This is a genomic window from Mesorhizobium sp. M1A.T.Ca.IN.004.03.1.1, assembly GCF_003997555.1.
Lineage (GTDB): Bacteria > Pseudomonadota > Alphaproteobacteria > Rhizobiales > Rhizobiaceae > Mesorhizobium.
Genome location: NZ_RZTV01000003.1, coordinates 253,949 through 280,879, shown reverse-complemented (window position 1 = coordinate 280,879; position 26,931 = coordinate 253,949). Strand labels below are relative to the sequence as shown.

Genomic DNA, 26,931 nt, shown 5'->3' with positions numbered 1-26,931 from the left:
GTCAAGATAGGCGTCAGGTGTTAGTCCGTAGCGCCGGAAGGAAATTGCTGCGCGGTCTGCGCCGAGAGCCGGCCTCTGCGGACGAACGTCGGCTTCGAATATTCTTTCTTCATGGCGAAATCTCCCCTGCCTCGCCGGAAAAATGCGGTACGGCTATCGGACTGTCAAGCAGATCGCAGGCCGGTGGATCGCAGCCCGGTGAGGCCGGCCCGATCGACCACCTTCCCGTCCCTGACCACTTCCCTGCCCGCGCGATACACGGTCCGCTCCTTCGGCACCGCCACGACCGCTTCCGGCACATGCTCGGCCCTGAGCGCGACGAAATCGGCCTTGGCGCCGACGGCGATGCCATAGCCTTCGAGCCCTAGCGCCCTGGCGCCGGCATGGCTCACCACGTCGTAGGCGGCTTCCAACTCGCAATCCTCGTAGAAGCCGGAGCGGTAGCCGATCATGTTGGCGCGGTTCAGCATGTCGCCATCGCCGTAGGGCCACCAGGAATCGCGGATGTTGTCGGAGCCGGCAAAGACCGTGACGCCCGCCTTGCGCAATGCCGCCACCGGCGGGAAAGGATGGTTGCCGGGCGCGTTGGTCATGATGGCGACGCCGGAGGCGGCGAGCAGCTCGCCGGCTTTGGCCAGCGCGTCGGCGGAAATGTCGCCCAGCGCATAGGCGTGGCTGACAGCGACTTTGCCTTGCATGCCCAGTGCCGTGCTCCGCGCGGCGATGTCCTCGATCTCGAACAGGCCGAGGGTGCCGCCGTCATGCAGGTGGATATCGATTCCGGCGCCGTGTTTTTCGGCAAGGCCGAAGACGACGTCGAGATGGCTCTTCACATCGCGGTCGAAGCTTGCCGGGTCCAGCCCGCCGATCAGATCGCAGCCGAGCTTCAAAGCCTCGTCCAGAAGCTCGGCGGTGCCGGGCGACGACTGGATGCCGCTTTGCGGGAAGGCGACGAGCTGGATGTCGATCAGCTCGCGATATTTTTCGCGCACGGCAAGGATCGTCTCGACATGTTTCAGCCCGACCGCGGCGTCGACCATGACATGGCTGCGCATCGCAAGGCTGCCATTGCCAACGCAAAGCTCGAGCTGGTTTTTCGCGCGCTCGTCCATCGGCGCGGCCTGCTCGAGGTTCCGCATCTGGAAGGCGACCCGCTCGCGCACGTCGAAGCCGTTGGTGCAGGGAATGTGCGGGCGCCAGACATCGCCATAGAAGGAGGTGTCGAGATGGATGTGGCCCTCGATGAAGGCCGGCAGCACGAGCTGGCCGGCGAGGTCGACGGCGCCTGGCGGCGCGCCGGCGGCATTGGCGGCGGGCGTGATGGCGCTGAAGCGGCCGCCGGCGACGGTGAGGTCGGCCAGGGAGCCGTCGGCGAGTTTTGCGTTGAGAAAGCGGGGCAAGATGCAATCCATCAGCAATGATGCATCAGTCGTCGTCCCTCGGCCGCCAGAGGTCAATGCGGATCGGGATAGAAAGTGTTTCGCGGAAGTTCTCTGTCACCCGCGATTGGCAGATCGCGCGCCCAATCGGCTGCGCCGCCGTTAACCTTAATTCCAAGCGGCGGTGGGGAAGTCCCTGTAGCCTGCCTATTCCGCTATCGCGGAAGTTTCGGCACGAGAAAAACATGCCATAGTCCAGGCTGCGGTACGAGGCCGCCTTGGTCGACGCGGACGCCCAAGCACATCCCCAACAATGTCGCCCCCAACGGCCGCGTCGACCTTGTACTGAACGGCGATCTGACCCGGGTCGCCGTTTTGTTTTTGGCCATCAGGCCAGGGACTTGGCGTATTCCGCGACCAGCCCGTCATATTCCTCGAAGGCCGGCAAGGCCGCGTAGCTGTGCAGGGCGGGCGTCTCGGCCCAGGGCAGCTTCTCGCTGGTCCAGGTCTCGACGAAAGGCGTGAACCAGGCGGGGTCGTCCAGCATTGTCGGGCGCAGGTTGACGAACCAGTCGAGCCCCTCCGGCCGGGTGAACATCCAGCTCATGCAGTAGCCGCAGAAATAGTGCTTCGAAGCGCCGCGCAGGCCGCCGATCACCGGCTCGCCCTTGGTGATTTCGAAGCCATCCGCGGGAATGGCGGCGCTCAGCGAATAAGCGCTCGACGACATCTTCTGGCAGCCGGTGCAATGGCAGGCCATGGTGAGCAGCGGCTTGGCGGAGATCCTGAGGTGCACGCGGCCGCAGCGGCAGCCACCTTCGGCAGGCAGGGAGGGGATTGGCATGAGCGCTCCTTGGGTTGGTTTTCCCTTCTCATCCGTCGCCTTCGGCAACACGTTCTTCTCACAAGGAAGAAGGAGGAGCCAAGCCCTCAGCCCCCAATCAGCGCCGCGGTCGTCGTCAGCCGCGCGCCCTGCTCGGCGAAGGCTTTGTTGTGCCGGACGATGATGTCGGGCGCTTTCTCCTCCTCGGAATCGAGCGTCGAATGCGCATCCGAAACGACGGTGACGCCGAGGCCCTGGGCAAGAGCGCCTTTCACCGTGGCGGCAACGCAGAAATCGCTCTGGGCGCCGATGAGCACCACGTCGCGAACGCCCTGCCCCGCGACCCACTGCCCGAGATCGGCGTTGGAGAAGGCATTGCCGACGCTCTTGCCGAAGGTCGGTTCGCCGGCCGCCTGGCCGAGCTGCGGCCATACCGGCCAGCCGGAAGCGCCCGGTGCCAGCGGATCGCCCGCCGGCCCGTCATGGCGCACGAAGGCCACCTTACGGCCCGTTTTCCGCGCCCAATCGATCAGTTTTCGCGCGCGCTCGGCAATGACGTCGGCATCATGGATCGGCGGATCGAAACGGCCGTCGAACATGCCGGTCTGGAGGTCGATGACGATCAGCGGAGCGGCGGCCGAGGGAGCGGTGTCTGGCATGGGCGCGAAGATAGCGGAGGTGGGGGGTGGGTCAAGGACGCGGAGCGTGATCCCGCCCTTGTGGCAGATCGACAGTTCGGCGCCGCTCGCCACAGCTTGGATTCAGGGTACGAGCTAGAGCATTCTGCTAGCGGTTCCTCAGAACATAGACGCTGCCAGCAAGGAGGCCCACCGCTATGGCGAACAACACGAGAGCAATAGCGATCCGCCAGGCAACATCCAATGAGCGGCGACCCGGCAGCGAACTGCCGGCTTCGCGCAGTGTTCCAACGGCTACCTTAAGAATTTCCAGGGCGAGAACTACGCAGACCGCAGTAGTTGCGAAAGCCAGCAGCATCTTCGGTGCAGGTGGATGATTGTATAAACCGACGATGGACTCACCCAAGCGGTAAAGGGCGATGGGCGCTTATCCCATGGCCGCGAAAAGGCCGCCGCCCACCGCAAAGTACATGGCCAGGCGCCAGAGCCAGTCTGAATGTCGCCTGCCGGCCGATTTCCGGGCCCGATAGTCGAGCGCCGCAAAGCAAAGGGTCCCAGCCGACCAGCAAAGTCCGATCCACCAATTCATGGATGTATTCTATTGTTCCGCTGGTTAGTTTGAGATTAAGGACGCCCGCCTCCTACAGGCACGGCACCGCTGCCGGAGCGCTCAATCTTCTTCCAGCACCCTCATCCGTCTCGGCGCTACCCGCCGATCCTCTTTCTCCCACAAGGGGAGAAGATAAGCGCCCTACCCAATCCCGCCGGTCACAACATAAGCCCCGCCAACTCGCCGATCCGGCAGCCTCACGATCGCCGTGACGACCGAGCCGTAAGCGCGGCGCCAGACGCTGTGGAAGCCCTGATGCGTCGCAGCCGGCACGACGGCCCGGCCGGTGTGGCGGTTGCCGCTTCCCTGCATGGCGACCGGTTCGCCGTTGACGTGGACTTTCACGGCTGCATCCGGCCCGGCCTCGCCCGCGTCGATCTCCAGCGCGATCGCGATCTCGTCCGTGTCGCCGGCATGGATTGTCTCGGCGGTGAGGGCCAGCATAAGCAGCGCTTCGCTGGGGCGACCCAATGTGCCCTCGCTCCGTTCAAACACATCATCGGCCAGCGGCGGCGTGCGTGGCGGGACGGTGCGGCGCTGGGTGGCGCGCTCGTAGCCGCCGGCCATCGTCAGCAGCGCCACGTCGTCATAGGCCTTGCCGGCGAAGGTCAAGCCCACCGGCATGCCGATGTCGGCCATGGTGCCCATTGGCACCGTCACCGTCGGGATGCCGAGATGGCGCCAGACCAGATTGCCGTTGGCGACCCAGGTGCCGTTGCGCCAGGCAAGATCGGCGGAGGCCTCGTTGACATCCGCATCGGCCGGGCCGACATCGGCGACGGCCGGCAGCACCACGGCGTCGAGGCGGTTGGCGTCGAGCCAGTTCTCGAAGTCGATGCGGCGCGTCTCTTCCAGCCCCTTCAGCCCGTCCTCCATGGTGGGAATGGCCTCGAGCGGGCTCACCCCGTCCTTCGCCCGCTCGACATAGTCCGCCAGGTCGAAGCCGTCGTCGCCATAGCGGTCGGGCAGCGTGCCCGGCGGCTGTGGAAAGATTTTCGGGCCATCAACCGAGGCGAGATCGGGAATCGCGGGATCAGCATTGGCGCGCAGGAAATCGTCCCACGACCAGATTGACAGGTCCCAGATCTCGCGGTTTGCAAATTCCTCCGGCACCAGGCCGCGATCAACCATGGAGCGCGCGCCCGGACGGTCGCGCTCATAGTTCGATACGACGGGGAAATCGACCTCGACCACCTCGGCCCCGAGTGCCTGCAGGTCATGCGCGGCCTGCCGCCAGAGCTCCAGCACCGAGGCGCGCGTCTCGATCGGCCGGCCGGCGCCGAGATCCTTGCCGATATACATTTTCGGCACGCCGAGCCGCTTGCCCTCAAGCGCGCCTTGCAGGGGAAGTCCGGTATAGCTCGTCGGCCTCAGCGCTGATGCCTTCGGGATCGAAACCCAGGGCTGCACACGCCAGAAATCGCCGCGCGTGTCATGATCGTCGGCGACGATGACATCGAGCAGCTCCAGCATGTCCGGCACGCTCCGCGTATGCGGCACCACCACATCCATGGTCGGCACCAGCGGCCAGTTGCCGCGTACCGAGATCACGCCGCGCGACGGCGTGTAGGCGACCAGCGCGTTGTTGGAGGCGGGCGCGCGGCCGGATGACCAGGTTTCTTCGCCGAGCCCGAAGGCGGCGAAGGACGCGGTCGTCGCCGTCCCCGAGCCGTTCGACGAGCCGGAGGCGAAGGCGGCGGTGAGATAATCCTTGTTGTAGGGGCTCTCGGCGCGACCATAGACGCCGCGCTGCATGCCGCCATTGGCCATCGGCGGCATGTTGGTGAGGCCGATGAGCACCGCGCCCGCGGCGCGCAGCCGGGCAATCGTGAAGGCGTCCTCGCTGGCGATCAGATGCTCGAAGGCCGGCGAGCCGGCCGCGACCGTCAGGCCTTTCACCTTGTAGCTGTCCTTGGCGGAGTAGGGGATGCCGTCCAGAGGTCCAAGCGTTTTGCCCGCGCGGCGTCGGCGGTCGGAAGCTGCCGCCTCCTCGAACACCTTTGGATTGAGGATGGGCACGGCGTTCAGCGCTATGCCGTGGCGGTCGTAGTGGGCGATGCGCCGCAGGTACGCGCCGGTGAGCTCGACGCTTGTGACTGTGCCGTCTTCCAGCGCGCGGCGCAGGTCGGCGATCGAGGCTTCGACTATATTCATGGCTTGGCGAACCTCTTGTCAGCAATCACGCGTCCGGCGAAGGTTGGCTCGAAATTCGTAAGCCGCGATCCGTCACACCCCCCTCTGCCCTGCCGGGCATCTCCCCCGCAAGGAGGGAGATTGGATGTCGCGCAAGCTTTTGCCAAACCGCCGACGTTGCAGGGAGGGCGCCGTAGCCGATCTGCTGATCTCCCCAAAGGTCGGGGACATGGCCGGCAAGCCAGAGGCGGCGCTGTCCTGCCGACAATTCAGACGATCGAACAGGTGCTAGTTCGGTGTTTTGACTTGCGTTCGATCCACCAGTCGTTCTGCCAATCTTCATAGCCGAGAAGCGAGCCCTCCATCCGCTCGAGAGCTTCGTTCCAGCCGGTTTTGGCGAACACTTTCAATAACAGCAGAAACGCGTCTATCCGCCACTCCTCCCCGGGGAGTGAGAAGAAGGCGCGCCGCCACCCTTGGAAGTCGGGGAAACGGGCGTGCTCGGCTTCGGTAAAGGGAGTATCGATGACATGACGCACCAACCGGCCCGAGCGCACAAACGGGTCGAAGCGAGCCAACGTTTCCGACAGCCATTCCGCCGGATAAGCGTCATGGAAGACTGCCAGCGGCTTGCGACCTTCCAGCATCAGCGGCAGCTCGAAATTCGTATGAACGAGATACGGGACCTCACGGATTGGATGCCAGGACTCGATGCGGTTGAGCCTTCGATCAAGCTCGCGAGGTGGAATGCATATCGCGCCAAGTCGCTCGAGGTCGTCCGGGTCCAAATGCCATGAACCGGATAGCTGTGGACTGTCGCACGCCAGAACCGCGCGCAGCTCTTCCAGGTCTGAGACGCGAATTCGGGCTTCGGCGACCGCCGAACCGGTCGCAGGATCGATCTCCTGCAGGACAAAATAGATGGATTCGGCAGTGTTGCTCACATGGTGACGATGGCTGCTTGGACAATACTTGTACAGGCTTTCTTCAGACAGGCCACATTCCTTCGCTTGCCTCTCTGCCCTGTTGGGCATCTCCCCCGCAAGGGGGGAGATTGGATGTCGCGCAAGCTGTCGCCAATCTCCTACTTTGCTACTGCGGCGCGCCGGCGAACCGCACCGTGCCCTCCCCTCCTGCCGCCGGCCAGTTGCGGATGGTGCCGTCGATGCCGCCGGTGAGAAGCGTGCCGTCGGCGGCGAAGGCGACCGAGTAGATCGGCCCGGTGCCGGGGTCGAACTCGGCGATCTCGGCGCCCGTATCCATATTCCAGATCCGCGCCGTGCCGTCGAGCGAGGCGGAGCCGAGCCGTTTGCCGTCGGCCGATAAGGCGAGCGCATAGACGGTGCCGGAGTGGCCGTCGAAGCGGCGGACCTCCTTGAAGGTGTCGAGATCCCAGAGTTTTATCGTGTAGTCGCTGCTGCCGGTCACCGCATGGTGGCCGTCGGCCAGGAAGAGCGCGCCATAGGCGCCGCGCTCGTGGCCGTGCCAGCTGCGCAGCTGCTTGCCCGCAAGGATGTCCCAGAGCTTCAGTTCGCCGTCGATGCTGCCGGTGAGCGCCCTGGCGCCATCTGGCGAGATGGCGACGGAACTCACCGACCAATCGTGGCCCGGCAGGACATGCAGCACCGTGCCTTTCTGCAAATCCCAGACGACGACGGAACCGGTGTCGTGGCCGCTGACGGCGAGCTTGCCGTCGGGGCTGATCTTCAGTTGCCGGACGCCGCCGTTCGCACCGGACGAGAAGACATGCAGCACTGTGCCATCGGAAAGCTGGCGCAGCACGATCTCGCCGTCGTCGCCGGCGGTGAGCGCGCTTCTGCCGTCGGGCATGAAGAGCGCGCTGCGCGCCATGTCCTTGTGGACGCCGAGGTCGCGGATCAGCCGCTTGCCGTCGATATCCCAGAGCTTGATCATGCGATCGGTGCTGGCGCTCATGATCTGGTGGCCGTCGGCCGACACCGCCAGCCAGACGACGGCATCGCGGTGGCCTTCCGGCGCGGTCGGCTGGGCTGGGGGCGGTGGCCGAGGCGGCGCCAGCGTCTGCGGCGGCGTGGCCGGCGCCAGCGCGGTCTGCCGGGCCGGCGTGGTTGCAGGCTGCGCCGGTGCGGCGGGCTGCGGCGGAGCGGCCGCCGGCTCGGACGATGCGGCCGTGGGCGCCGGCGCGACAGGCGCAGAGGCCGGCTCGGTCCCAGGCTCTGCCGGAGCGAAGGCGACTTCCCTGGCCGGCGCGGCCGCATCGCCCCCTGTTTCCCGCCACCGGCCGAACTGGTCGGCGAGGATGACGACAAGGGCGCTGAGCGGCACGGCAAGCGCGATGCGGCGCAGCCGCGGACGCCCGGCCGGCACGGTCGCAGCGTCGCGGCCGAACAGCGGCGCCGAAGGCTCATGCCTTGGCGCGCCCGGCAGCAGGCCGGCAAGGAACGAAAGCCCGGCGAGAATCGAAAGCATGCCCGCCGCGCCGAAGATCCCGGCGCTCGTCGTGGCCGGGGGCTTGCCCCCAGCGCCAGATAAAGCTTGGCGAAGCAAGCGAAGCCGACGACGAGCATCGCCAGCGCCAACAGCCTGTCGGTCGATCTTTTCATCGGCATCCCCCAGGCGCCTCCACTCCAACTGGCGGAAGGCGCATCGGCCATTCTAGCCGAGCTTTTCGCCGGGGCTAAGTGCAAGAGATCACACGAAGAAAGGTAAACGTGCTCTGGCGCGGCGTGACTTCTTCAATCCCGCCGCCGGCCGAATTTCGGCTTTACTCAGCCGGCCGGCCAATATCCCGATGCTCAGAACCGAAGCGTGATGTCTTTCGCTCCATAAACAAGCGGCCCGTGAGCAGAAAGCCACACTCCCCAAGAATAACAAGCTCGACTACCCGCGCTGGTTGACAGCAAACGCTCTTATGACATTATCCGCCCGGGATTTTCAGGAGAGCCACAGCATGAAGAAGATTTACGAGAAGCCTGTGTTGGTCCGCAAAGGCAAGCTTTCGACAATTGTCGCCGGCGGTCCTTCTACTGTTATCAATGGCGGCGGCCCGGCGAGCTGATCTGCCGGACAATCTGCTGTTGATGCCTGCCGACCCTGGCTCCTTCTTGCGATCCAGGAAATTCGCGGAACCGGCCATGAAGAAAACCTATGAGAAACCAAGGCTGGTCAAGAAGGGCAGGCTTTCGGCAGTCACCGCCAACGGCGCCACTTCGCTCACCTTCTGACCATTACAGCGCGTTGCACCGAAATTCAGGCAACGCGCTGCAATTCCTTGTTTTAATGCACTTCTTCTCCCGAAGCTGCGGCATCCTCTGGGCGACATAGTTCGTCTTTGACATATCCCATTCGTAAGCCGCCGCGCTTCGGCGACATGCATCAGAGCGCCAGCACGAGATCATCCAACACCATCTGCCAGTGATGTTTGGTCGACAGACGCACGCGCGTCACCGCCTTCAGCATCGGCGCGTATTGAACCGGCGCCAGCGCCGACAGCGTGACCTCGTCGCGCGCGATCAACTCGTCCCCCAGCCAGCTTTCGACCAGCGCGCTCTCCCCTTCCGAGCGCAGCCATGCGGCGCTCAGCATCACCGAATGGAAGCCGAAAGGCGCCGCACGGCCGAACTCTGCCGGATGGCCGCTGCTGGTATAGGCGATATAGGCGCCCGAGACGTTGCCGTTGACGTAGCCTTCGCTGTTCCTGGTGTGGTCACGCGACATGGCGTTGAGATTGTACCAGTCGAGTCCGGCGTACCCGGAAGGAATCTTGCTCAGGCCGCGCGTGGTGATGTCGTCGAAGCCGATGGTGCTGAGCGCCGCATCGGGCTGAAGCGCCCCGGACGCAAGTAAGCCGAGGTCGGCCGGATAGGCCGACAGCGCGAGGCGCCGGTCGAACCCGCCGCCGGCGATCGCGACCTGATCGGCCTCGGCGGCGAGCGGGAAGCCGAAGGTGGTGGCCGCGCCGAGCGGGTGGCTTTCGAGCAGCTGGCCCTTGCCCATCACGGATAGGGTTGCGGTGGCCGCGGCCGGCGTCCTGCCGCTCACCATGCGCGCAGGGGTAAGGCCGACGGGCCTTGGCAGGCCCTCTCCGGCCAAACCGACAAGCGAGCCGGGCGCATCCGTCACGCGCACAGACTGGTTCTCGTTGGCGCCGCTGGCGCGCCAGCCGGGCGGCACGGAGACTGAAAAGCGAAAGGTTCCAGGCGAGCGGATCACGGCGCTGCGCCGCTTCGACGACATCGGGAAGTTGGCAAAACCGGCAGCGTTGCTTTGCGCCGCGACGATGAAGCGGCCGGACTCGTCGAACAGCCGCACCACGATGCCGGCAATCGGGCGGTCGGCCTGACCATAGGTTCCATCGCCGTCGACATCCATGAAGACGAAGGATGAGAAGTTCAGCTTGCCGGATGTCGGACCCCAGGCGGTGCGGGGTGCATAGTCGCCGGCCGGATTGGCACTGCCGCGCGCCCTGCGGCGCTTGCGCCGCCGGCGCAAAGCGAGCGCGATGAGGGCAATGGCGCCGGCGATGACAAGGACGGAGATGAAGAGAACGAGGGCGTTGTCAGCCACGGCGGGAGAGCGTTGGCTGGAGAAAAATACTCAAGCTGAAAAGCATAAGGTCCGCGTCCCCTCGTAGTCCTGCGAAAGCTAACGCGAGCCGTCGTTGCTGCACAGCCATTATTTGCGAGGGGCAGCGCTGACGTAATCTTCTCCCTTTGTTGTGGAAGAAGGTCAGGTCGCCAACTCCACCCACACCGGCGCATGGTCGCTGGCATTTTCCTCGGCACGCACCTCCCGATCGATGCCCGCTCCTTTCAACTTCCGCACCAGCTTCTTCGACAACAGAATGTGGTCGAGCCGTAAGCCGGCGTCGCGCGGCCAGCGGTTCCGGCGGTAGTCCCAGAACGTGTAGAGCTTCTCCTCCTTCGGAAAGACCTTGCGCAGCGCATCCGTCCAGCCCTGATCGATCAGCGCCGCAAAGGCGGCGCGGCTTTCAGGCTGCACCAGCGCGTTGTCGTCATAGGAGCGGGTGGCGTAGATGTCGCGCGGCTCGGGCACAATGTTGAAGTCGCCGGCAAGCACCACCGGCAGGCCGGTGTCGAACAATTCGCTCGCATGCGCCGCGAAGCGCTGGTGCCAGGCGAGCTTGTAGGTGAATTTCGGCCCGGGCTGCGGATTGCCGTTCGGCGCGTAGAGGCAGGCAATCACGATGCCGTTGACCGCCGCCTCGATGTAGCGCGCCTGGCGGTCGGCATCGTCGCCGGGCAGCGCGTCGCGTGTCAGCACCGGCTCGGCGCCGCGAGCCAGGATGGCGACGCCGTTCCAGGTCGGCTCCCCCTTCCACACCGCGCCATAACCGGCCTTCGCCAGCCGGGTCAGCGGAAACTGCGTGTCGCGGGATTTCAGTTCCTGCAGGCAGACGACGTCGGGCTTGGCTTTGACGAGCCAAGCCAAGAGGTTTTCCAGCCGGCTGTTGATGTTGTTGATGTTGAAGGTGGCGAGTTTCATTTGCCGAAGACGCCTCTTCATTCGTCATCCTCGGGCTTGACCCGAGGATCCACCGTGACCATCGCCGTGGAACTCTGCGGGGGCAAAATTCTGAGCCGTTGCAATGCCTTAGCGTCACGGCATGGATCCTAGGGTCTGCGCCGCGTCGCTTCGCTCCTTGCTTCGCCCTAGGATGACGAAGCGAGAGGCGCCATCCGAGCTTTTATCGTCTCCGCCACCGTCTTCAGGTGATCCGCCACCGAAAAACCCGACACCGCCTTGCGGGGCTTGAGATCGTGGTCGCCGTCCTCCAGCCAGATCATCTCTATTGCCGCGGAAAGGCCGTAGGTCGCGACCTCATGCTTGGTGCCGAAGTCGTCGCGGGTGCCCTGGAAGATCAGCGTCGGCGTCTTCAGGTCGGCGAGATGTTTTGTCCGCAGTTGCTCCGGCTTTCCGGGCGGATGGAAGGGGTAGCCCAGACAAACCAGCCCGGCGATCTCGCCCCTAGCAAACATCTCGTCGGCGACCATCGAGGCGACGCGCCCGCCCATCGACTTGCCGCCGATGATGAGCTTGCCGGTCACGTCTTTGGCGCGCAGATCGGCGATCGCCTTGACATATTCCGGGTTCACGGTCTCGGCGCGCGGCGGCGGCTTGCGATGGCCAAAACGGCGCGCAGCCATGTAGTGGAACTCGAAGCGCGCGACGCGGAAGCCGGCGGTGGCGAGAGCCTTGGCGGTGGCGGTCATCGAGGGAGAGTCCATCGCCGCACCCGCGCCGTGCGCGAGCAGAATGGTGACGGGGGCGGAGTCGGGGCCGTCGAAGAGGAAGTAGGTCATCGGGCGGGCTTCCTGGCGAGGCCGCACTCCGTCCCACCCCCCTCTGCGCTGCCGCGCATCTCCCCCGCAAGGGGGGAGATTGGCAGCTTTGGCGCCGCGCCTGACCTCTTACGCTGGTGATTGGCGAAAGCGGACGCGACGGCTGATCTCCCCCCTTGCGGGGGAGATGGCCGGCAGGCCAGAGGGGGGTGCTCAGGCGCGAACATCTCGCTCACCGGCCATGTGCAAATCCACGAACTGGATCCCCTTCTGCGCCAGTCTTGCCCATTCGGACTCCGCGTCGAGCTCCAGATAGCGCGCCCACAGCCGGCGGGCTTCGGCCAGATTGCCGGCGTCGAACTCAAGCCGGGCCAGGTTAAACACCGGGTCGGCATAGGCCTTGTCGAGCGCCATCGCCTTCTGCAGGTGCCGCCGCGCCGACGCGACCTTGCCTTCGTCGCCCACCAAGCCGGCGAGGTTGAACCAGGCTTCGACGAAGCCGGGATCGAGCTTTATCGCGCGGGCATAATCATGCGCGGCTTCCGCTGCGCGGCCGGCGCCGCGCAGGCAGTTGGCGCGGTTGAAGGCGGCGATGGCATCTTTTGGATCGATCGCCATGCAGCGCTGGTAGAGCGCTGCGGCCTCGTCGTGCCGCCCCTCCTCTTCCGCGGCTTCCGCCTCGGCGAACAGCTCCTCCAGCGTGTCGTCTTCCGGTGAGCCGAGGTCGAAGAGAAGCTGGCCGTCGAGCTCGCTGCGGCCCTCGTCGAGATAGATCGCGTCCGGCCGGCCATGCTGCGAACCGAGATTGAGCGACTTGGCGGTGAGCGAGGCGACCGGGCCGGAGCGATGCACCGAGCGCGCGATCGCGCCCCATGTCGCGCCGCTGGCGATCAACCCGGCATATTTTCTGGCCAGGATCAGGTCGCGGAAGGAATAGGGTTCGCCGTCATGTTCGAAGGCGTCGAACAGCGACAGCATGTCGAGATCGCTGGCGGCAAGCCGCGACTGGTCGATCAGCGACCGCCGGGACAGCGACGACGCCTGAGGCGCCTTCAACAAGCCGAGCAAGCGCAGGAAGCCGTTTTCGCTGACCAATTCGCGCCCGGCTTCGCGCTCGGCCTGCACGCGGCGCTCGATGTCGCCATCGCCCGTTCTTGCCGTGGCCGCCTTGGCCAGCAGCGTGCGGCCGAACACGACGTGGGTGGTGCGACGGGTGACGCCGCGCCTCAACTCGGCATGGCGGCGCTCGACCTCGCGCGCGGCGAGCCTGAGCGGAAACGCGGCCAGCGGGCCGACGGCGCCGAACACGGCGCCGGGGAGGATCACCGGCCCTCCCGTCACTTCTTGCTCTTGCCGGCGGCTTTCAACAGGTTCGCTTTCAGCGGGTTCTCAGGCGCGCCGCCGGCGGCGGCCGCCTTCTTGGCGGGCTTGGCCGGCGCCTCCTCGGCCTTGCTCTTCGACTTGGCCGGCGGCTTGGCCGACTGCGACAGGCTCGCTTTCAGCGCATCCATAAGGTTGATGACATTGCCGCGTTCGGGCGCCGCCGCGATGATCGGCTTGTGGCCTTTGAGCTTCTCGCGGATCATCCCCATCAGCGCCACTTCGTAGCGATCCTCGTAATTCTTCGGATCGAAATGAGTTTCCTTCTGCTTGATCAGCGCCTGGGCGAGATCGAGCATTTCCGGATCCGGCGTGCCGGCCGGGATGTTGCCGAAATATTCAGCCGTGCCGCGCACTTCGTTGGGGTTCCTCAAGGTGCAGACGAACATGCCGTTCTCGCGCGGGCCGATCGTCACCACGCGCTCGCGGCTGGAAAGGACCAGGCGGGCGATCGCCAGCTTGCCGGATCTGCGCATCGCTTCGCGCAGCACCGCGAAGGTCTCCTCGGCCATGGCGCCGTCCGGGGCAAGGTAATAGGGCGAGTCCTGATAGATGACGTCGACCTCATTCTCGTCGACGAAGGCCTCGATGTTCATCGTGTGGTTGGATTCGATCCGGACCGCGTCGAGATCGGCATCATCGATGATGATGTACTGCTTGTCCTCATACTCGTAGCCCCGGACCAGGTCCGAGCGTTCGACCAGGCCGAGTTCGGGGTCGACCGGCTTCATGTTGATGCGGTTGTGGGTCTTCTTGTGCAGCTGGTTGAACGAGATGCGCTCGCTCGCGCTGGTGGCCGGATAAAGCCGGACCGGACAGCTGACGAGGCTGAGCTTGAGGTAACCTTTCCAACTTGCCCTGGGCGCCATGATGAACTCCTACGCGGCCATGCACTGACAGTTTTACTTTTTTTGGAAGCCTGATCTTTGCCGAAAACCGGTTTCCCACTTTTCGGGATCATGCTCCGGCGCTTCGTCCGAAGGACGGTTGGCGCTCCGGAAATGCTACACCGACCCTTGATGGTACATGCAAATTGCTGACGAAGTGTTCTTGGGCCGGTTGGCGCGGAGGATAATTCAAATTGTAGGAAGCGTCGATGGAGATGGAAACCGAACGCTGGCAGGACAGAGGGGGGTGTGACGGATCGCCAACGCCTGCGGTTTACTTTCCCTCAACCACCGGCAAATCCCTGGCGGCCTCGTCGATCTCCGCCCAGGGATCGCCCGAGGTCTCCAACAGTCCCGGCAGCGAGGCGTAGTTCAGATCCTCGGGCGCGTCGATAGCCTCCAGATCGGTCCAACTCATCGGGGTCGATGCCGGCAGGTTGGTGCGGGCGCGCAGCGAATAGGGAGCGGCGGAGGTGTGGCCGCGGGCGTTGCGGTGGAAGTCGATGAAAATGCGCTTCTTGCGGTTTTCCCTGCCCATGACGGTGACGAAGGTGTCGGGCGCGCTTGCCGCGAGCAAAGTGGAAATGGTGCTCGAGGCCTGGTGCAGCTTCTTCCAGTTCTGCTTGCGTGTCACCGGCACGGTGATGTGGATGCCCTTGCCGCCGGACGTCTTTGCAAACGGCACCAGGCCGAGGCTCTCCAGCCCGCCCTTGATGTGGACGGCCGCCTCGACCACCTCGCGCCAGGAAATCCCCTCGCCCGGGTCGAGGTCGAAGACGATCTGGTCGGGCCTGTCGAGCTTGGTGCGGTGCGTGCCCCAGGTGTGGAACTCGACGACGCCGAACTGCGCCAGTGCCAGATAGCCCTTGGCGTCCTCGACCGAGAGGTAGGTCTTGGTCTCGCCTTCCGAACTGACGCTCTCGAACACCGCCACCGAGGGCGGCATGCCGGTGAAGGCGTGGCGCTGGAAGAAGCAGTCCTGCGGCCGCCCCGTCGGGCAGCGCACCAGCGACACCGGGCGGCCGATGATGTGCGGCAGCATGAAATCGCCGACCAGCGCGTAATAGACGGCAATGTCGAGCTTGGTCGGCCCGGTCTTGCCGAACAACCGCCGCTCCGGATTGGTGACCCAGATGGTGGCGAGGTCGGACTCGGCGATCAGCCGCTTGCGCTTGACCGCAACCGGCGTGGTCAGGCCGCCGACATCGCGCAGGCCGCGGAAGACGCCGTGGCGGATCGCATTGTCGGCGGTACGGTTCGAATAACGCACGCGTGCCGACAGCAGCGGTTTCACCCAATGCATCTCGCGCATGATCTCGCGCGGCACCCCTTCGGGCGGCGTGGCGCCGGCGGTCAGCCGCTCCAGCCGGGTCAGCAGGTCGGTCGCCATGCCGCGGTCGAAGCCGGTGCCGACCTTGCCGCGATAGTGCAATTCGCCGTCGACGAACTCGGCCATGCCCAGCGCCGCAAGCCCTTCCGCCCGGTCGGAAACGGTGTAGCCGGCGATGACGAAATCATCCGTCTTTTGCGCCTTGACCTTGGTCCAGCTCTTGGTTCGGCCGCTCATGTAGATGGCATCGGCGCGCTTGGAGACGACGCCTTCCAGCCCAAGGTCCGAGGCCTGGTCGTAAAGCCCGCGGCCATCGCCCTCGACGTGGTCGCTGTACTGGATGGCGGAGTTTGCCGCCTGGCCGGCGAGCAGTTCGGCAAGCAGCGCCTTACGCTTCTGCAGCGGCGCCCTGCGCAGGTCCCAGCCATCGAGATGCAGGAGATCGAAGGCGTAGAAATGCAGCTTCGAGCCGGCGCCCTGGGCCAGCGCGTCCTGCAGCAGCGCGAAGCGCGAGATGCCCTTGTCGTCCAGCACCATGATCTCGCCGTCGATGATCGCCCGGCTGGCCGGCAGCCGCGAAAAAGCCTGCGGCAGGTCGCCGTAGCGCTTGGTCCAGTCGAGGCCGCCGCGGGTGATCAGCCGCACATTCCCGTCCACGACATGCGCCATGGTGCGGTAGCCGTCGAACTTGATCTCGTGCAGCCAGAGCGTGCCGGTGTCCTCGCCACCGGGCGGCTCGCTTACCTGCGCGGCGAGCTGCGGCTCGATGCGGCTTGGCGGGTCTGCCTTGACCGCGCCGGGCAGCGCGCCGGGTTTCAGCGAGCCAGGTTTCGGCGGCAGGCGCTGCGGCTTCTTCGGCGGCGCCGCCAGTTCCTCGATGCGCCGGCCCGACTTTACGCTTTCCGGCCGCGCTTCGAGAATGTCGAGCTCGGAGTCGGAGGCGAGATCGCGCTCCTTGAAAAGCAGCCAGTTCTTCTTGTTCTCGTCCTCGCCGGGCTTGGGCTTCAGCCGGGTCAGCATCCAGCCGCCATTGAGCTTCTGGCCGGCGAGGCGGAACTTGAAGGCGCCGGTGCGCAGGCTCTTTTCGACATCCTCCATCGGCGCCCAGGTGCCGGTGTCCCAGACGATCATCGGCCCGCCGCCATACTCGCCCTCGGGGATGACGCCCTCGAAGTCGATATATTCGATCGGATGATCCTCGGTCTCGACCGCGAGGCGCTTGTCGGCCGGATTGAGCGAAGGCCCGCGCGGCACCGCCCAGCTCTTCAGCACGCCGCCGACTTCGAGGCGCAGATCGTAGTGATCGGCGGTGGCGTGGTGCTTGTGGATGACGAAGCGATTGCCGCTTTCGCCTGCCGTGCCGCCCGCCGGTTCTGGGGTGCGGGAGAATTCGCGCTTAGCGCGGTAGGTTTTGAGTTGGGGAGCTGGCATGGGTTAAGTGCCGAAGCGCGTAGCCGACAGTGGCAAGGGCCGCGATCCTTCGCGCCCCCGAGCCCGCGCGGTCGTCATCCTCGCGCTTGACCCGAGGATCCATGCCGTGACCTTTACCGCCGAGTGCAGCCGAGCAGAACTTGGACCGTCGTGACGCGTCCAGGTCACGGCATGGATCCCAGGGTCTCCGCGACGTCGCTTCGCTCCTGCTCCGCCCTGGGATGACGAAGGCACTCCACTCAATCGTCGGTCGCCGGCGTCAATTCCAGCTCGGCCGGCGTCAGACCCTGCCGCAGCTGGCTCAGCCGGAATTCGTCGACCCAATAGGCCTCGCCGTCGACCAGCACGCGGGCGCTGTAGGTGCCGCCGGAAAAGCTCTGCGCGGTGACGTAGACCTTGTGGCGGTCGAGCGCCTTCTTCACCGCGGCGCGGCGGGACTTTTCTCTGGCGACGGGACTGGCCATGGCTCACTCTGTAGACGCTGGCGCTGAACAGTCTCTAAGGATGAATGAGAGCGGGGGGCGAGTCAATTTGGCGGGGCGACGGAGCGCCAAGCTCCCGTCAAGCGGGCGAGACGGCCGGCAGGCCAGACCAGAGAGGCACCGGAAGGACCGAGGCGTTTGAGCCAATAAGGGCCGCCGCTTTGTTGCTATCGATCTCCCAACAAGAAACTACGATGCGTCGGCGGGACAGCGCCCCCTCTGCTCTGCCGGCATCTCCGCCACAACAAGGGGAAGATTGGCTGTCGCCAGCGCCGCGCCCTATCTTGGAGTGCAACGAGGGAAGCACATGTCTCACATCCGGGCGATGACGAAGAACGATCTGCCAGCCGTCTCGCGGCTGCTGGGAGGATCCTGGCGGCGGACCTATTCGCCGATCATGGGTGAGGAAACCGTGGCCCGGCTCTCCGACGAAAAACATGCGCCCGACAAGCTCGCCGAAGAGCTCGCCGACGACAACAAGATGTCGTTCGTGGCCGAGCGGACCGACGGATCGATCGCCGGCTATGCGATGGCAGCGATGGACGAGAGGGGCGATGTCATGCTCGACCGGCTGCATATCGAGCCGGAAGAGTTCGGCAGCGGCCTCGCCGTCGACCTCTTGCACGCGGTGCTTGCGGCCCATGCCGGCATTCCAAGCATCGCCCTGGAGGTGATCGAGGGCAATGAGCGGGCGATCGCCTTCTACCGCAAGCACGGCTTCGAGGTGGTCGAGCGCCGGCCGGCCGCACATGGCGTCGGCGGCCATGCCTCGCTGATCATGCGCCGAATGCTGCCGATGGCTTGAGGCCGCGCTGGACGCATCGCGTCCCGGCATTATAATTTCGCGGGCGCTAATTTCTTACCGGAGACAGATGAATGAGCCTCGGCAAGCAGAAACTCGGCAGCCAGGGGCTCGTCGTGTCGGCCATCGGCCTCGGCTGCATGGGCATGAGCCAATCCTACGGCCCGGCCGACGAAGCGGAGTCGATCGCGACGATCCACCGGGCGATCGAGCTTGGCTGCACCTTCCTCGACACGGCCGAGGTCTACGGGCCTTTCATCAACGAGGAGCTGCTTGGACGCGCGCTGAAGGGCCGGCGCGACGAGGTGACGATCGCGACAAAATTCGGCTTCCGCATCGTCGACGGCAAGCAGGATGGCACCGGGCGCGACAGCCGGCCGGAGCATATCCGCGAGGTGGTCGAGGCTTCGCTCACGCGGCTCGCGACCGACCGCATCGACCTGCTCTACCAGCACCGCGTCGACCCTGATGTGCCGATGGAGGATGTCGCGGGCGCGGTCGGCGAGCTGGTGGCGGAGGGCAAGGTGCGCTTCTTCGGCCTGTCGGAGGCGGGGGTTTCCAACATCCGCCGCGCCCATGCCGTGCACCCGGTCTCGGCGCTGCAAAGCGAATATTCGCTGTGGGAGCGCAATCTCGAGCCCGACATCATCCCGGCGCTTGCGGAACTGGGCATCGGCCTGGTGCCGTTCGCGCCGCTCGGCCGCGGTTTTCTCGCCGGCGACGTGAAGCGGGCGGAAGACTATCCCGAAGGCGATTTCCGGCGCGGCGACCCGCGCTATCAGGGCGAAAATTTCGACGCCAATGTCGCCGCGGCCGCTACGGTCCGCGAGATTGCGGTCGCCAAGGGGGTCAAGCCCGGCCAGGTGGCGCTCGCCTGGCTGCTGGCCAAGGGGCCGGAATTCGGCATCGACATCGTGCCGATCCCCGGCACCAAGCGACGGACCTATCTGGAGGAGAATGTCGCCGCCGCCGACATCAAGCTCGACGCCACCGAGTTGCTGGGGCTCGACATGGCGCTGACGCCTGAGAAGGTATCGGGGCCGCGCTATAACGAGCGGACGATGTCGATGGTGGATCGGTAGGCATTCAGCTAATCTCCCTCCTCGAGGGGGAGATCAACTCGGTCGATCCTACTGCTTATTGCAATCCGCCAGCGCCGCCATCGCCTTCTTGGCCTCGGCCTCGCTGGCGTATCTCTTCTTGCCCAGATCGACGACAAGCGTTCCGTCGGGCTTCTTCGGCACGATCTCGCATTGTTTCGAAACGGCGTCCCTGGCGACCCACCATTCCTCGGCCGCGACAGCAGGCAGGCTGGCAATGCCGGTAGCGAGGATTGCGATAGCGACGGTGCGAACCATTCCTGGCCTCCATTGTCGGTTGCTGGAAAGCAGGCCGGAGTTGCCGGCGCCGTTCGTCGACGAAGCCAGCACACTGCCTTGGGCAAACGCCCTCCCCGGGCCTTCTGTTCCGGCTCAGCCGTGATCTCGGGAGTCACACGCCCGCATGCTGGCGTCCAATCTAACTTTTTGTGAGGATATCGGCCCTAACCTCCGCGCGAGGCAACCAGAGGTTTCACGTGCACGCCCTCGTCGACGATTTTTCCGAGTACCATGTCCCGCCGCGACGCATCCTGATGCACCATCCGCGGCATGGCTCATCGCTGAGGGCACTATCGCAGGAGCGGCTGGTCGAATTGAACTTCCTCGACCTGCCGCATGTCGAGGAATTCTATGCCGAGTACGATGCCTTCGCCGCGTTGGTCGCAAACCATGTCGAGACGCTCTACCTCGAGGACGTGCTCGGCGATCACGTGCCGTACCGATCCGAGTCATCCGTCAACCCCAATCTGATCTTCATGCGCGACAGTTCAGTGACCCTGCCTTGGGCGCCGACGAAATTCATACCCACACGCCCTGCTCTGCCCAGCCGGGCTGCCGAGGCCGGGATCGTCAGCCATGCGCTGAAGCGGCTCGGCATGGCCCCGCTCACGCATCTGGAGAACGACGAATATCTTGAAGGCGGCGACGTCCTTCCGGTGACCTTCGACGGGCGCCGCGTGCTGCTCGTCGGCTTCGGCGTCAGGACGACCAAGGCGGCAGCTATCAAACTTGCGCTCGATCTCATCCCCGACCATGTCGACTACATCATCGGCCTCTCGCACGATCCGGCGTTGCTGCATCTCGACACCGGCTTCACCGTGCTGCCCAACAAGGTGATCCTGGCCGCCGCGGGCATGTTCGGCGCCGGCTTCCTGATCGATGAGAATCGGCGGCTCAACCCCGTCAATCCGCTCGCCTATGCCGAAGCGCTCGGTTGCTCAATCGTGCGCTGCGACAAGGCCGTCGCCATCGCCCATGAACGCTGCAACCTCCTGCCGCTGGGCAACCGCCGCTACCTCGCGTTCGACATGCCGGCAGAACTCAAGGCAACGCTGGAGCAGGCGGCAGGCGTGACCATCGAGCGAGTCAAGGGGACCGAGATCGCCAAGGCCACCGGCGGTGTGCACTGCCTGACGAGGCCGCTTTACTGCTGACGCCGGTGCGGCTCGGACCTTGAATCATCGCGCGGCTCGCAACGTCGTTTTGTCCTTTGCCGATGAAACCGCTGTGCGGCTTCGACGAACCCGGCAGCCGAGACAGCTGCCCGGCGACGACTGCCAGGCTCTCAAAGCTTGTCGTATTTGATGTTCGAGGCGACGTACTCGTTCTTGAGTCGGCGTTGGCCGCCTTCGAACGGTCCGGTGTTGAAGGCGAACACCCTGAGCTCGGGCATGTTGTCGGCAGTGGCCGTCCGCTTCCAGGCGTTGAGAAAATCGCCGTTCATGGCGGCCAGCTTCTCGAACACCGTCTCCTGCAACATCTCGGCGGGAAACGGCAGCGTCGCGCCCTCCACCAGTTCGACCGCCACCTCCATGCGCTTGTTGTGCGCGGCGTCTTCGTAGGAAATGAGGCGAAAGGTCGACAGTATCGGCGCCAGCACGTCGAGGCCGAACAGGATCTCTCGCAGGCTGTCCGGCGTGACCTTGGCTCCGTAATACTCGATCGACATATCGGAGCGGCCGTAGATGAACAAAAGCGGCAGGTCGAGGATACGGCCGCTGTTCTTCAAAATGTTGCTATGCCCGGCTTCGCGCAGGATGCGCTTCAACTCGCTGAAGCGCAGCACGTGGCCGCGATCGTGGATGTTATAGCGGATCTTGGGCGAGATGTTGTAAGGCCGAGAAATGGTTGCCACCAATTCGCCCCTGGCGTTCTCCTCCAGGTAGTAGGCCAGCGGATTGTACTGGAAGATCATCGGCGTGACGCCGTATTCCGTCCGCACGATGGCCTTGCGCAGCCGCTCGTCGCCGAGCAGCGCGCGGCGCAGGTTGATGGTGAGTTCGCTTTCGAGCGCCAGGTTGACCTCAAGATCGGAGGCGCCGTAGCTGCCGATCACACGCCGGAATTTCTTCAAGAGATAGCCACGGAGGCTCTCCGAGACGCCTTCGCCGCCGAAGGCCGCATCGATGGTATATTTCGACCAGTCCAAACGCGGGTCGTCCACCAGCGTCTTCAGGAACGGCGGATAGCCCATCACAACATAGCGGAAGCGCGGCCCGAACTCGTTTATGGTGTTGACGATCTTATCGAGGTTCGGCCCCGTCGATTTCAGGATTGTCGTGTCGGTCAGCGAGATCGCCACATTCATGCCTGTCGCCCACGCGCCGAGCGCGAACGCATTGAGGATGAACAGGGTCTCGTCCTCGCCGGTGATGCGCAGGAACGTCATCTGCATCATCTGCTTGGTGATCATCCGCTCGGTCTTGCCGCGCACCCAGCTGGTCGGCATGCCACTGCTGCCGGAGGACTCGTCGACCATCACGCCCATCGACGGCAGCTTGCCATCCAGCAGACGTTCCTCCTGCGGATATTTCTTGACGTAGGATTCCTTGTCCATCTCCGGAATCGAACTGAGGTCGGGCTTCGTCACATGATCGAGCATGATCTCGGGCTTGCCGCCGAGCCGGTCGATATAGTCTCGATAGGCCGGAACCCGCCTGTAGGCATGATAGAAATTCGCCCAGGCGCGCCACGCGCCGATGCCCCAGCGCAGCCGCTCGAAGCCGGGAATGAGCAATATCTTGTAAGCATGCCGCGAAGACGCGAATGCCCACTCGACGACGTTGACCAGCGCGACAAGCGCAAGGAAGAAGGGCCGTACCGCCCGCTTGATCAGCCGCATAGGATGATGTCCTCGTAGGGGAGCCGGTAGCTCAGCGGCGGCGGCTGGCTCTTGCCCAGCCGGAGCAGCAGCCAGACCATGTCGGCGCCTCCTTTTTCGTCCGGCATCCTGAAATAGCCGATCATGTTGGTGCGCGCCTCGTCTGAGGTGATGACCGAGCCATAAGGCTGCCAGTAATAGCCATGGCGAGTAACGATGAGCCACAGCCGGAACATGGTCGTGCCGGCACGAAACCAGTCCTCCATGGTGACGTAAGGACCGCGCAGCCAACCGATGGTGCCGACGCCCTTCATGCTGCGGCCGTAGATGAGGCCCACGAGGCTCTTGATGCCGGGCAGGGTCCAGAAGCCAGGCCTGGTGAAGAAGCTTTTGAGCAGAAACGCCGAGAAGCCGAGGCAGCGCGCCGAAAGGCCGTCGCCGGTGATGTCTTCCTCGCGCGTGCCGAAACGCAGCCACCGCACCAGCTCCTTGCGGATGGGCACGTTCTCCATGTCGTGGAAAAGCGCCTGGCGATTGAGCTCGATCACCCAGTCGATCGCCTCGGCGTCGTTGCGCGCCTCGAAGCGATGGCCGGTTCGAAGGGCTTCGGCCTGCATCTCGCCAAGCAGCGTCTGCGGGATCGCGCGACCGTCATAGGGAAGCCGGGAGGTGTGGCGGTCGAGGATCAGCCGGGGATCGAAATCCGCAATCGGCGCGATCGCCGGGCGCAGCGTCAGCCTCGATATGACCTGGGGCGTCTGGGTGTCGCCACCCTTGTACATCGGAGAGAAGTCGGTTGCGCAGTCGAGCTCGAAGCCCAGGCCATGCGCTGCGATTGAACATATCTCGGCAAAGATGCCAGCGGTGAGCCAAGTGAAGCGGCCCTCCGGGTCGGCCACATAAAGTCCACGCCGCGGCAGGAACACGATCTCCGCCTCGCGATCGCTTAGGATACGGAGCCGGAAAGGCTGCGTGTTGTGCGGGCTGGGGCAGCTCACCGCATAGCGGGCAATCTTCCGCCATTGTTCCGATGACTTCGCGTCGTCTTCCTGCACGCTATTGCGCCCCGCCAATTTCGACCAGGCAATAGCAAACAAACAATACGAGACGGTAAGTTCAAATGGCTAATGAATACTTTTGAAACACCCTACATCATTCCGGGGCAGCGCCTGACAAGCGGCACCCCGTTTCGTGCCCATCAACCGCCCGAATGCGGGTCGATGCTGTAGGGATGCACGGGATAGCCTGAGCCGATCGTCCCGCTCACCCGATCGATCCAGGCGCTGACCGCCGGATAGTCGGCAAGCGAAAAGCCGCAATCCTCGGCGCGATGGCCGTAGGCATAGACGGCGATGTCGGCGATGGTGAGCGAGCCGCCGACAAGGAACGGGGTGTCCTGCAGGCTGCGCTCGAGAGCGCCAAGCGCGCGGGCGCCCGCCTCACGCTTGCCGGCCACCATCGCCTGATTGCGCTCCAGCCGCCCGGTCAGAGACCAGAAGCGCAGCGAGCCGATGACCGGCTCGACATAGTACTGCTCGAAGAACAGCCACTGCATGGCCTTGGCGCGCGCGAGCCGGTCCGCCGGCAGGTAGGGCGTCCCCTCCGCGACGCAAGCGAGGATGGCGTTGGATTCGGCGATCGCCGCCCCATTCTCCACGGCGAGCACGGGAACGGCGCCGGCCGGATTGAGCTTCAGGAAGGCCTCCGTACGGCTCTCGCCCTCGAAGATCGAGACAATGCGGGTTTCATAAGCGATGCCGAGCAGGCCAAGCAGGACACGAACCTTCCAGGCATTTTGCGAGGGCAGATAATCGTAGAGCGTGAGCATGGGTGCGTCCCTCCTTGGCCAGGCTGGCTTCGCATGGGGCGTGCGCGGGCGCCACCCGTTTATGCGCCTTGATTTCCTCCCTTGAGGGGGAGATGTCGCCGAAGGCGACAGAGGGGGTCGTCTCCCGTAAATCGTCAGCGTCGTGTTCGTGGCGGACCGCGTAAGGCGCTGCGACCCCCTCTGGTCTTCCGACCATCTGCCCCTCAAGGGGGGAGATCGGCAGTTCCGCCACGCCTCACCCCGCGATATCCCTCGCCACCGCCTGCGCCTCGATGCCGATCTCGCGCAGCAGGCCGGTGACCGGATTGTAGAAGCCGACGAGGTAGACACCCAGCGCCGTCGCGAGTGGATTCACTCCACTCTTCCCCGGCCGCAGCTCCGCCGGCAGGATGCCGTCATAGCCAGGACGGTAGCCCGTGGCGAAGATTACGGCGTCGAAGTTTTGTTCCTGCCCGCCGGCGAATGTTGCGCCGTCCTCGGTGAAGCTGACGATATCGGGGAGAATGCCGATCCTGCCCGCCTTGATCGCTGCTACAGTTCCGACATCGATGACCGGAATGCGGCCGGCGTCGATCTGCTTGAGGATGCCTTCCTTCGGCCTGACGATGCCGTATCGCTCCAGCCTGCCCAGCGCCAGGTCGAGGATTTTCGGGAACATCCAGTCGTTCAGCGCCCGCGGCATCGGCCGGCTGGCGATGCCAACCATCTGGATCGGCACGCCGAAGAGCTGGCGCGGCACGATGTGGACGCCCTTGCGCACCGAGATCGTCGGATGCGCGCCGCTCTCGGCAAGATCGAGCGCGATCTCGGCGCCGGTGTTGCCCATGCCGACGACCAGCACGTTCTTGGCCGTATAGGGCGTGGCCTCGGTGTAGGCGGCGCTGTGCAGCACCTCTCCCTTGAAGGTTTCGATGCCGGCAAAGGCCGGCGTTATCGGCTCTGCGTTGTTGCCGGTGGCGATGACGATCTTGCGGGCGTTGAAAGGCCCGGCATCGGTCTCGACCGCGATTTTTTCGCCCGCCCGGCGGATCGATTTCACCGTGACGCCGAAGCGCGGCTCCAGGCTGAAACGCGCGGCATAGGCATCGAGATAGGCGACCACTTTTTCACGCGGCACGTAGCGTGGGTGGTTTTTCGGGAACGGCACGAAAGGGAGTGACGAGAAGGACTTCACCGTGTGCAGGTGCAGCCGCCGGTAATGCCGCCGCCAGGCCGGCGCCAGCTCGCTCGCCCTTTCGAGGATGATGAAATCGACTCCGGCCCGCTTCAGGCAGGCCCCGACAGCCAGCCCCGCCGGTCCCGCGCCGACAATGACGACACTGGTATCCAAGGCAGCCTCCTCCCCCAAGGCAGGAAGAAGCTATGCCCGAGGTGTCGGAGGAGCAAGTAGGGGAATCACCTAGACTTGCGGGACAGGGTGCACCGAGCGAAATCGGATGAATGGCCGAGCGAGGCGCCGGAGTCTTATCTCGCTCCTTATCGGGAAATGTCGCCGACGGCGATGGAGCGATCGCTGCGCGTGAAGTGCCGGCGCGTTGCGCGGAGGAATACAACGTCGGCGATCTGCGTGAGACGACCCCTCAGGCCTCAAGGGGGGAGATCAGGATTCGCGCTCTACTCCGTCCCGCTCGGCGCTTCGGCCTCGTCCTCGGGCGGTTCGAGAATCTCGATCAGCCGCGCTACCCTGGCGCCCGGCATCGCGCGACCCTCGTTCATCAGCGCCTCGTCGGCGCCGATCCAGGCGAAGGCCTCGCGCAATTCCTCGAGGCTGGCGCCGGTGAGCGCGACGTCGGCGATGACGGCCTCGTCGACAGGGCCAAGAACGGAAATGATCTCGTTGCGGGTCATCCTTGTCTCCCTGGGGCGGAACGATGACAAGGAAACGGCGGACGGGTGGAGCGGGTTCCGACGGCGTTGTCTCCGCCTTGTGGGAGAAAGCGCCGCGCGGTCTTTGCTCTTACCCCGACAACCGCTATGCACGGAGGCTCGTCCCGGAATTCTGCCGAGTCCTCATGAAATCCGTCTTGCTGCTTTCCGCCCTGCTCCTCTCCTCACCCGCCCTCGCCCAATGGAAGCCGAGCGAGGAGGTCGAGACCTATGCGATCTCAGGACAAAGCGTGGAGGCGCTCTATGTCTCGATCGGCGAGAAAGGCCCTGTGATCGGCAGGGACTCGGCCGGTAACGGGCGGCGGGCAATCGCGCAGACCAACTTCAAGCTGACCTGGCAGCGCGATTATCAGACTGAAGGCGACGCCTGCGTGCTGAAGACCGCTCGCCCGAAGCTGATCATCACCTACACGTTGCCGAAGCCCGCCGCAAAACTTGCCCCCGCCGTGCAGGCGCGGTGGGACGCGTTTGCCGACGGCCTCGCCGCACACGAGAAGGTCCACGGCGCCGGCATCGTCGACATGGTGGACAAGATCGTCGCCTTCAGCACCGGCCTCACCGTTGCCGACGACCCCGGCTGCACCAAGATCAGGGCGGAGCTGACGAATTATCTCGACCAGCTTTCCAAGGCGCAGCGCCGGGCCAGCCGCGACTTCGACAAGGTCGAGTTCGGTCCGGGCGGGAACTTGCAGAAGCTGATTGCGGCGTTTCTGATCGGCGGGTGAACACGGCCAAGGAGCGGCCGCGCCCTTCCCGCGGTGGCAGCAGGGCCACACCGGAAGCACCGCTATCAGCATTACCGCATCTCGAATGGGACAGCTGCCAATCCCGTCTGCGCGG

General features: G+C 64.8%; 25 protein-coding genes. 6 read left to right on the top strand and 19 right to left on the bottom strand.

Annotated features, from left to right (window positions below; translation table 11 throughout):
• Positions 1–164: 164 nt before the first annotated feature.
• The 6 genes from EOD29_RS11600 to EOD29_RS11565 all read right to left on the bottom strand — a co-directional run bounded on the left by EOD29_RS11600 (position 165) and on the right by EOD29_RS11565 (position 8,031).
• Positions 165–1,412, bottom strand: a complete 1,248-nt coding sequence (locus tag EOD29_RS11600; RefSeq protein ID WP_127246776.1) for an amidohydrolase family protein — start codon at positions 1,410–1,412, stop codon at positions 165–167.
• Between the two features lie 355 nt (positions 1,413–1,767).
• Entirely contained in the window at positions 1,768–2,223 is a 456-nt protein-coding gene (locus EOD29_RS11595) for a GFA family protein (protein ID WP_127246775.1), read from the bottom strand.
• An 86-nt stretch (positions 2,224–2,309) separates the two neighbouring features.
• Complete coding sequence (locus tag EOD29_RS11590) at positions 2,310–2,861, bottom strand: isochorismatase family protein (protein WP_127246774.1); 552 nt, start codon at positions 2,859–2,861, stop codon at positions 2,310–2,312.
• A 730-nt stretch (positions 2,862–3,591) separates the two neighbouring features.
• On the bottom strand, positions 3,592–5,604 hold the full coding sequence (locus EOD29_RS11585; protein WP_127246773.1) for an amidase: 2,013 nt from the start codon (positions 5,602–5,604) through the stop codon (positions 3,592–3,594).
• A 248-nt stretch (positions 5,605–5,852) separates the two neighbouring features.
• Positions 5,853–6,617, bottom strand: a complete 765-nt coding sequence (locus EOD29_RS11575; protein WP_245475319.1) for a hypothetical protein — start codon at positions 6,615–6,617, stop codon at positions 5,853–5,855.
• A gap of 58 nt (positions 6,618–6,675) precedes the next feature.
• On the bottom strand, positions 6,676–8,031 hold the full coding sequence (locus tag EOD29_RS11565) for a WD40 repeat domain-containing protein (RefSeq protein WP_245475318.1): 1,356 nt from the start codon (positions 8,029–8,031) through the stop codon (positions 6,676–6,678).
• 481 nt (positions 8,032–8,512) lie between these two features.
• Here EOD29_RS11565 and EOD29_RS11560 point away from each other — a divergent pair, with 481 nt between their 5' ends.
• Positions 8,513–8,620: a hypothetical protein gene (locus tag EOD29_RS11560; protein ID WP_095824524.1), complete on the top strand. Its 108-nt coding sequence runs from the start codon at positions 8,513–8,515 to the stop codon at positions 8,618–8,620.
• A gap of 76 nt (positions 8,621–8,696) precedes the next feature.
• A complete protein-coding gene (locus tag EOD29_RS35930; RefSeq protein ID WP_164746769.1) occupies positions 8,697–8,786 on the top strand; it encodes a lasso RiPP family leader peptide-containing protein in 90 nt (29 codons plus the stop codon).
• A gap of 151 nt (positions 8,787–8,937) precedes the next feature.
• Here EOD29_RS35930 and EOD29_RS11550 read toward each other — a convergent pair whose 3' ends face one another.
• The 7 genes from EOD29_RS11550 to EOD29_RS11515 form a co-directional block, all read right to left on the bottom strand.
• Positions 8,938–10,128, bottom strand: a complete 1,191-nt coding sequence (locus tag EOD29_RS11550) for a hypothetical protein (RefSeq protein WP_127246770.1) — start codon at positions 10,126–10,128, stop codon at positions 8,938–8,940.
• A 162-nt stretch (positions 10,129–10,290) separates the two neighbouring features.
• Positions 10,291–11,067 carry an exodeoxyribonuclease III gene (xth, locus tag EOD29_RS11545; RefSeq protein WP_127214362.1) on the bottom strand — a complete coding sequence of 259 codons (777 nt, stop codon included), beginning with the start codon at positions 11,065–11,067 and terminating at the stop codon, positions 10,291–10,293.
• 167 nt (positions 11,068–11,234) lie between these two features.
• On the bottom strand, positions 11,235–11,885 hold the full coding sequence (locus EOD29_RS11540) for an alpha/beta family hydrolase (RefSeq protein WP_095801393.1): 651 nt from the start codon (positions 11,883–11,885) through the stop codon (positions 11,235–11,237).
• A 192-nt stretch (positions 11,886–12,077) separates the two neighbouring features.
• On the bottom strand, positions 12,078–13,190 hold the full coding sequence (locus tag EOD29_RS11530; RefSeq protein ID WP_127246769.1) for a tetratricopeptide repeat protein: 1,113 nt from the start codon (positions 13,188–13,190) through the stop codon (positions 12,078–12,080).
• A gap of 11 nt (positions 13,191–13,201) precedes the next feature.
• Positions 13,202–14,113 (bottom strand): Ku protein, encoded by a 912-nt coding sequence (locus tag EOD29_RS11525; protein ID WP_095801394.1) that lies wholly within the window; start codon positions 14,111–14,113, stop codon positions 13,202–13,204.
• A 292-nt stretch (positions 14,114–14,405) separates the two neighbouring features.
• Positions 14,406–16,892: a DNA ligase D gene (gene ligD, locus EOD29_RS11520; RefSeq protein ID WP_127246768.1), complete on the bottom strand. Its 2,487-nt coding sequence runs from the start codon at positions 16,890–16,892 to the stop codon at positions 14,406–14,408.
• Between the two features lie 239 nt (positions 16,893–17,131).
• On the bottom strand, positions 17,132–17,356 hold the full coding sequence (locus EOD29_RS11515) for a hypothetical protein (protein ID WP_067322499.1): 225 nt from the start codon (positions 17,354–17,356) through the stop codon (positions 17,132–17,134).
• A gap of 325 nt (positions 17,357–17,681) precedes the next feature.
• On the opposite strand from EOD29_RS11515, the gene EOD29_RS11510 reads away from it, so the two are divergent.
• On the top strand, positions 17,682–18,179 hold the full coding sequence (locus EOD29_RS11510; protein ID WP_066998508.1) for an N-acetyltransferase: 498 nt from the start codon (positions 17,682–17,684) through the stop codon (positions 18,177–18,179).
• Between the two features lie 71 nt (positions 18,180–18,250).
• Positions 18,251–19,258: an aldo/keto reductase gene (locus EOD29_RS11505; RefSeq protein WP_067322493.1), complete on the top strand. Its 1,008-nt coding sequence runs from the start codon at positions 18,251–18,253 to the stop codon at positions 19,256–19,258.
• Between the two features lie 48 nt (positions 19,259–19,306).
• Here EOD29_RS11505 and EOD29_RS11500 read toward each other — a convergent pair whose 3' ends face one another.
• A complete protein-coding gene (locus tag EOD29_RS11500; protein ID WP_067322490.1) occupies positions 19,307–19,534 on the bottom strand; it encodes a hypothetical protein in 228 nt (75 codons plus the stop codon).
• 218 nt (positions 19,535–19,752) lie between these two features.
• On the opposite strand from EOD29_RS11500, the gene EOD29_RS11495 reads away from it, so the two are divergent.
• The gene (locus tag EOD29_RS11495) at positions 19,753–20,709 is read left to right on the top strand and encodes an arginine deiminase family protein (protein ID WP_127214340.1); all 957 of its coding nucleotides are present in this window, start codon (positions 19,753–19,755) and stop codon (positions 20,707–20,709) included.
• 131 nt (positions 20,710–20,840) lie between these two features.
• Here the strand turns inward: EOD29_RS11495 and EOD29_RS11490 are convergent, their stop codons facing one another.
• The 5 genes from EOD29_RS11490 to EOD29_RS11470 form a co-directional block, all read right to left on the bottom strand.
• Positions 20,841–22,397 (bottom strand): phenylacetate--CoA ligase family protein, encoded by a 1,557-nt coding sequence (locus EOD29_RS11490; RefSeq protein ID WP_127214338.1) that lies wholly within the window; start codon positions 22,395–22,397, stop codon positions 20,841–20,843.
• Complete coding sequence (locus tag EOD29_RS11485) at positions 22,388–23,431, bottom strand: hypothetical protein (protein ID WP_127246767.1); 1,044 nt, start codon at positions 23,429–23,431, stop codon at positions 22,388–22,390. The genes EOD29_RS11490 and EOD29_RS11485 overlap by 10 nt, the downstream gene beginning before the upstream one ends.
• Positions 23,432–23,574: 143 nt before the next feature.
• Positions 23,575–24,204: a glutathione S-transferase family protein gene (locus tag EOD29_RS11480; RefSeq protein WP_095824534.1), complete on the bottom strand. Its 630-nt coding sequence runs from the start codon at positions 24,202–24,204 to the stop codon at positions 23,575–23,577.
• Positions 24,205–24,439: 235 nt separating this feature from the next.
• On the bottom strand, positions 24,440–25,534 hold the full coding sequence (locus tag EOD29_RS11475) for an NAD(P)/FAD-dependent oxidoreductase (RefSeq protein WP_127246766.1): 1,095 nt from the start codon (positions 25,532–25,534) through the stop codon (positions 24,440–24,442).
• 284 nt (positions 25,535–25,818) lie between these two features.
• Positions 25,819–26,052 carry a hypothetical protein gene (locus tag EOD29_RS11470; protein WP_067001193.1) on the bottom strand — a complete coding sequence of 78 codons (234 nt, stop codon included), beginning with the start codon at positions 26,050–26,052 and terminating at the stop codon, positions 25,819–25,821.
• Between the two features lie 164 nt (positions 26,053–26,216).
• Between EOD29_RS11470 and EOD29_RS11465 the strand changes: the two genes are divergently transcribed.
• Positions 26,217–26,816, top strand: coding sequence for a DUF922 domain-containing protein (locus tag EOD29_RS11465; protein WP_127246765.1), 600 nt, complete (start codon positions 26,217–26,219; stop codon positions 26,814–26,816).
• Positions 26,817–26,931: the final 115 nt, after the last annotated feature.